Source organism: Flavobacterium sp. (assembly GCF_044338735.1).
Lineage (GTDB): Bacteria > Bacteroidota > Bacteroidia > Flavobacteriales > Flavobacteriaceae > Flavobacterium.
On the sequence record NZ_JBIIWV010000126.1, the window covers coordinates 1 to 6216 of the forward strand.

The 6216-nt window shown below is 34.7% G+C and carries 6 protein-coding genes; all 6 read right to left on the reverse strand.

Features of this window, described 5'->3' with window-relative positions; genetic code table 11:
* A partial coding sequence (locus tag ACIQZC_RS08290; RefSeq protein WP_396138763.1) for an NAD(P)-binding domain-containing protein occupies positions 1-399 on the reverse strand: 399 nt, incomplete at its 3' end.
* Between the two features lie 12 nt (positions 400-411).
* A complete protein-coding gene (gene ilvN / locus ACIQZC_RS08295) occupies positions 412-999 on the reverse strand; it encodes an acetolactate synthase small subunit (protein WP_396138764.1) in 588 nt (195 codons plus the stop codon).
* Between the two features lie 11 nt (positions 1000-1010).
* Complete coding sequence (gene ilvB / locus ACIQZC_RS08300; RefSeq protein ID WP_396138765.1) at positions 1011-2753, reverse strand: biosynthetic-type acetolactate synthase large subunit; 1743 nt, start codon at positions 2751-2753, stop codon at positions 1011-1013.
* Positions 2754-2759: 6 nt separating this feature from the next.
* Entirely contained in the window at positions 2760-4436 is a 1677-nt protein-coding gene (ilvD, locus tag ACIQZC_RS08305; RefSeq protein ID WP_396138766.1) for a dihydroxy-acid dehydratase, read from the reverse strand.
* A gap of 11 nt (positions 4437-4447) precedes the next feature.
* Positions 4448-5317, reverse strand: a complete 870-nt coding sequence (locus ACIQZC_RS08310) for a branched-chain amino acid transaminase (RefSeq protein WP_396138767.1) — start codon at positions 5315-5317, stop codon at positions 4448-4450.
* 227 nt (positions 5318-5544) lie between these two features.
* On the reverse strand, positions 5545-6216 hold a 672-nt coding region (locus ACIQZC_RS08315; RefSeq protein WP_396138768.1), incomplete at its 5' end, for a T9SS type B sorting domain-containing protein.

Genomic DNA, 6216 nt, shown 5'->3' on the forward strand with positions numbered 1-6216 from the left:
TTTTTCATTAAACGTAATTCCAAATCCGTGAGAAAAATATAACGTTTTACCAGGAGTAAGATTTTTCTTAACCGATTGCCAAGCTTCAATTTGTCCCGCATCTGAAAGTAAATATTGAATAATCGTTGCATTTTCGCACGCTTCTTCAATATCAAATAAGGTTTTGCCTTCTTCCCAACCATCGGCAAGGGCTTTATCCCAACTTTTTCCGCCTTTTCGTTGTCCAACGATGACCTTGAAACCGTTGTCTTTTAAATTTAAGGACTGTCCTGGTCCTTGCACGCCGTAACCAATTACTGCAATGACTTCGTTTTTTAATGTTTCCTGTGCTTTTTCTAATGGGAATTCGTCTCTTGTGATGACGGTTTCATTCACTCCTCCAAAATTTATTGTTGCCATTTTTTTTTAATTTTACATTTGAAATATTTGATCTTTTTTATCTAAAAACGTGTTATTTATTGATTGTAATGCTGGATTTTGCAGTTCCATTTCTACTACTTTTTTATGAATGCCGTCACTTGCGTTAATAATGGCAATTCTGGAACTTCTAACAAATTCGATTAACCCAAATTTGTCCAATTTATTTAATAATTTATTTATTTCATCGCCTTGCCCTGTGGCTTCAAAAACAGTATAATCGCTTCGTATCACTACTGCTTTTGCACCGTATTCTCGAAGTAATCGTTCTACTTTAACTTCCTTAATTATTACTTCTGTTGGGACTTTATACAAGGCCATTTGTTGCCAAACAATTTCTTCGTTTGTATTGCAATAGACTTTAAACACATCCACAATTTTTTCAATTTGTTTGACCAAATTTTTTACAACTGCCTCAGATTCAATTACGACAATAGTAAATCGATAGATATTTGGCACTTCACTTGGCGAAGTATTAAAACTTTCCAAACTGATTTTTCTTCTTGAAAACATAATGGCGATTTTATTGATCAATCCCACCTGATTTTCGGTATATATTGTAAGGGTAAACTCTTTTTTCATAACACATTTATTTACATATCTTCTTTACAAAGCACAATTTCTGACACTCCTTTTCCTTGTGGAACCATTGGAAAAACGTTGTCTTCCATTCGAACAGCCACTTCTAATAAATATGATTTTGGATGCGCTAACATTTCTTCTAAAGCTCCTTTCAACTCTTCTCTATTTTTGATGCAACTTCCTTTTATTCCATATCCTTTTGCAACTTGTACAAAATCTGGACTTTGAATATCGGTAAACGAATAGCGTTTTTCGTGAAATAATTCTTGCCATTGGCGTACCATTCCTAAAAAACTATTATTCAAAATCAGAATTTTCACGTTGGGTTGAAATTGCATAATGGTTCCTAATTCTTGAATGTTCATTTGCGCACCACCATCGCCCATTACAGCAATTACTGTTCGTTCTGGAGCTCCATATTTTGCTCCAATTGCAGCGGGTAAGGCAAATCCCATAGTTCCTAAACCACCACTTGTAATATTACTTCTGGTTTTATTTTGATACGAATATCGACAAGCTACCATTTGGTGTTGCCCTACATCGGTAACCGTAACAGCTTCTCCGTTAGTTAATTCGTTTATGAGTTGAATGACTTCGCCCATAGTAATTTCGCCTTCCGATGGAAATAATTCTGGCGTAATTAATTTTGTTGTTTCAATTTCAATCGCTTTATGAAATTTTGAAATCCATTCTTGATGAGATTTTTCTGTAATTCGTTCCGTTAATAAGGGTAAGGTGTCTTTACAATTTCCCCAAACTGGAACGGTTACTAAAACATTTTTATCGATTTCAGCTGGGTCAATATCCAAATGAATAATTTGTGCTTGTTTGGCGTATTTGTCTAATCTTCCCGTTACTCTATCGTCAAAACGCATCCCAATTGCAATTAAAACATCGCATTCATTGGTAAATAAATTAGGTGCATAATTTCCGTGCATACCTAACATTCCGACGGCTAAAGGATGGTTAGTTGGAATAGCGCTCATTCCCATAGTGGTCCAAGCTGCTGGAATTCCTGCTTTTTCTATAAATTGAAGAAATTCTTTTTCGGCATTACCCAAAATCACACCTTGACCGAAAATAACAAATGGCTTTTTGGCTTGATTGATAATTGCTGCGGCTTGCTCAATATAAGAAAGTCGAATATCGGGTTGTGGTTTATAACTTCTTATGAACTCGCATTTTTCATATCCTTTGTAATCGAATACTTGTAGCTGTGCATTTTTAGTAATATCGATTAAAACTGGGCCTGGTCTTCCGCTTTTTGCAATATAAAACGCTTTTGCCAATACAGACGGGATTTCAGAAGCATCTGTAATTTGATAATTCCATTTCGTAATTGGTGATGTTATATTTATTATATCCGTTTCCTGAAAAGCATCTGTTCCTAAAAGATGAGCAAAAACTTGTCCCGTAATACAAACCAAAGGCGTTGAGTCAATCATCGCATCAGCTAAACCAGTAACTAAATTTGTTGCTCCAGGTCCGCTTGTGGCGAAAACTACACCTGTTTTACCGCTTACTCTTGAAAACCCTTGTGCGGCATGAATAGCACCTTGTTCATGACGTACTAAAATATGATTTAATTGTTCTTTATAATCATACAAAGCATCATAAATTGGCATAATTGCACCTCCTGGATAGCCAAAAATAGTGGCGACATTTTCCGCTAATAAAGCATCAATTACTGCAACACTTCCTGAAATTTGTTTTACATCTAGCTTATTCTCTAGTTCTAATTCTTTTGTTTTCATTTTTATTTATTCATCAGTAACGCATCCGTTTGAAGCGTCGGTTACAAGTTTGGCATATTTTAGTAATACACCATTGGTTACTTTTAATTTGGGCTGATCCCAATTTGATTTTCGTTCAGCTAATTCTTCATCACTTACGTGTAAATGAATGGTATTATCTACTGCGTTAATTTCAATACTATCATCATCGTTAACTAAAGCTATTGCTCCGCCATCATAAGCTTCGGGTGCAATATGACCTACGACAAAACCATGTGTTCCGCCACTAAAACGACCATCTGTAATTAAGGCAACACTTTTTCCTAGCCCTGCTCCTATTAATGCAGAGGTTGGTTTTAACATTTCTGGCATTCCAGGGCCGCCTTTTGGACCCACATAACGAATGACCACTACATCTCCTTTTTTAATTTTTTGGTCTTCAATACCTTTAATTAATTCTTGTTCGCCATCAAAAACTCTTGCTGGACCTTTAAAAAACTCCCCTTCCTTTCCGGTAATTTTAGCAACAGAACCTTTTGTAGCTAAATTTCCATACAAAATTTGAAGATGACCCGTTGATTTAATAGGACTTTCAATAGGTTTAATGATGTTTTGATCATCAAAATCTATATCAATAATATTTTCTAAATTTTCTGCCATTGTTTTACCAGTTACGGTTAAACAATTTTTATGAAGCATTCCTTTACTCATTAAATACTTTAATACCATTGGAACACCTCCTTTTTCGTGAAGATTTTGCATTAAATAATTTCCTCCTGGTTTAAAATCGGCAATTAAAGGCGTTTTGTTACTTATTCTTTGAAAATCGTCTTGCGTAATTTTAACGCCTACACTTTTTGCCATTGCGATGATATGCAATACCGCATTTGTACTACCTCCGAGCGCTATCAAAACCGTAATTGCGTTTTCAAAAGCTTCAAAAGTCATAATGTCTTTTGGGCAAATGTTTTTTTCTAATAATTGTTTTAAGTAAAAAGCAACCGATTCGCACTCTTTAATTTTTTCAAAACTTATGGCTGGATTAGAACTCGAAAAGGGCAGACTCATTCCTAATGCTTCAATTGCAATTGCCATAGTATTTGCTGTGTACATTCCACCACAAGCACCTGCACCTGGACAAGCATTTTTAATAATCCCTTTGTATTCTTCTTCTGAAATTTTGCCTGCAATTTTTTCTCCTAAAGCTTCAAATGCAGAAACTATATTTAAATCTTTTCCTTGATATTTTCCAGGAGCAATTGTTCCTCCATAAACCATTATTGAAGGACGATTGACTCTTCCCATGGCAATAATGCTTCCGGGCATATTTTTATCGCAACCTGGAATTGCTATCAACCCATCGTAATAATGTCCTGAAACCACACTTTCTATACTATCGGCGATGATTTCTCTACTTACTAATGAATAGCGCATACCGTCTGTGCCATTGGTAATTCCGTCACTAATTCCTATTGTATTAAAAATCAAACCCACCATTTCATCTTTATTTACTTCTGATTTTATTAAAGAAGCCAAATGATTAAGGTGCATATTACAGGTATTTCCATCGTAACCCATAGAGGCGATTCCTACAAATGGTTGCTTGAGTTGCAAATCTGTAAGGCCAATTCCATACAACATAGCTTGAGCAGCGGGTTGCGTGGGATCTTGCGTTATTGTTTTACTATATTTATTTAATTCCATCAAATCGTATTTTATTCATTAAAAGCTACACGCCTTTTGTATTTTTTTTGAATTAATGCACCTATAGACTCCTCCCATTTCAATGGAAATTGATATTCATTTACCGAAGCAATTCCAATTACTTCAGCAGCCGTTCCGCAGAAAAAAGCACTATCTGCTGTATAAATTTCCTCCGGAGTAAATAATCTTTCTTCTATTTCAAAATGTAATTCTTTTGCAATTTCAAATACGGTTTTACGCGTAATTCCGGCTAAAATATTTCCAAGAGGCGGGGTTACTAATTTTCCGTTTTTTTCAATAAAAAAATTAGCTCCTGGTCCTTCAGCAACAAAACCATTCATGTCTGTTAATAAAGCTTCGTCAAAACCTTTAGATTTTGCTTCGGTTGTAGCAAGAATACTATTGGTATAATGTCCGACTACTTTTGCTTCCACAAAACATGACTTAGGATTTGGACGTTGAAAAGAAGACAACATTACATTAAGTAATTTATCTCCTAAATATTTTCCCCATTCCCATGCCATAATTACAACATTCACTTCATCTGTTGGGGTTAATGACATATTTTCACCCAAGTACACTAAAGGTCTTATATAAGCATCTTTAAGATTGTTTGCTTCTAATAATTTATAGCTAATTTGTTCCAATTCAGAAGAAGAATATGATAAATTAATATGCATTACTTTTGCCGAGTAATGCAATCTTTCATAATGTTCTTTTGCCTTAAAAATTTGAACGCCTTTAGGTGTGTCATACGCTCTAATGCCTTCAAATACTCCATTTCCATAATGCATAGTTTGGTTAAAAATACTTACTGGAATTTCTTTAACTTTAATAAATTCTCCATTAAAAAAAATGGTAGTGTTTTCGTTGTAATACATAATTTTATACTTTTAAAATAAAAAAACCTTTCCTGTAAACAGGAAAGGCTAACAAATAATCAAACCAATCCGTCTTTAACTACGAACTTTTCCTTCAATACTGATTATAATAAAAATCTGATTCATAATAAATTAACTACACTTTACAATTAAAATTAACAATCCAATAGAGATAATTGTATTAATAACAATCATTATCTTATTCCATAAATTTGGTTCTATTTTCATTATCTAATTAAAGAAAAATGGGCTTTAAATTGTTTTTGAGCTCCATTTTCTGTATAATCCAATGTGAACCAATAATCCGTTGATGGTAATTTTTCATTGTTGTATATTCCATTCCATCCTTCACTCGCTGTGGTTGCACTCAATTGTTTTAATAACTTTCCATAGCGATCAAAGATGTATAACTTAGCATCGGGTTGATTTAATCCGATGATGTTCCATGTATCGTTATAACCGTCACCGTTTGGTGTGAAGTATTTCGGATAATCAATCACTAATACTTTTTGGGTCAGATAAGTACATCCTTGGGTATCCACTACTGTAATGTCATGCGTTCCGCCTGTTACTCCAGTAAACACATTTGATTCTTGTAATGCGCCTTGATCTAATTGATACAATAATGTTCCGTTGCCGCCTGTTACCGTTACTACGAGCGTTGCATTGTCGCTAAAGTATTCGCTCTGAGTTACTGTTAAGCTTGTTGCTGGATTTGTTGCCGTTACCACCGCGCTGGCTATGTTGGAAACACAATTGGTAGTGCTATTGATTGCTACGACGGTATACGTTCCTACTTGTGTTGCAGTATAGGTTGCACTAGTTGCACCTGGAATTGTTGCGACTGGAATTGTTCCACTTTCAAAGGTCCAAACAAAATCATAATCTACATCATTTAA

Coding starts and splice junctions, on each gene's coding strand:
- ilvD (WP_396138766.1), bottom strand. CDS start 4,436: ATGGAATTAAATAAATATAGTAAAACAATAACGCAAGATCCCACGCAA.
- ACIQZC_RS08310 (WP_396138767.1), bottom strand. CDS start 5,317: ATGTATTACAACGAAAACACTACCATTTTTTTTAATGGAGAATTTATT.
- ilvB (WP_396138765.1), bottom strand. CDS start 2,753: ATGAAAACAAAAGAATTAGAACTAGAGAATAAGCTAGATGTAAAACAA.
- ilvN (WP_396138764.1), bottom strand. CDS start 999: ATGAAAAAAGAGTTTACCCTTACAATATATACCGAAAATCAGGTGGGA.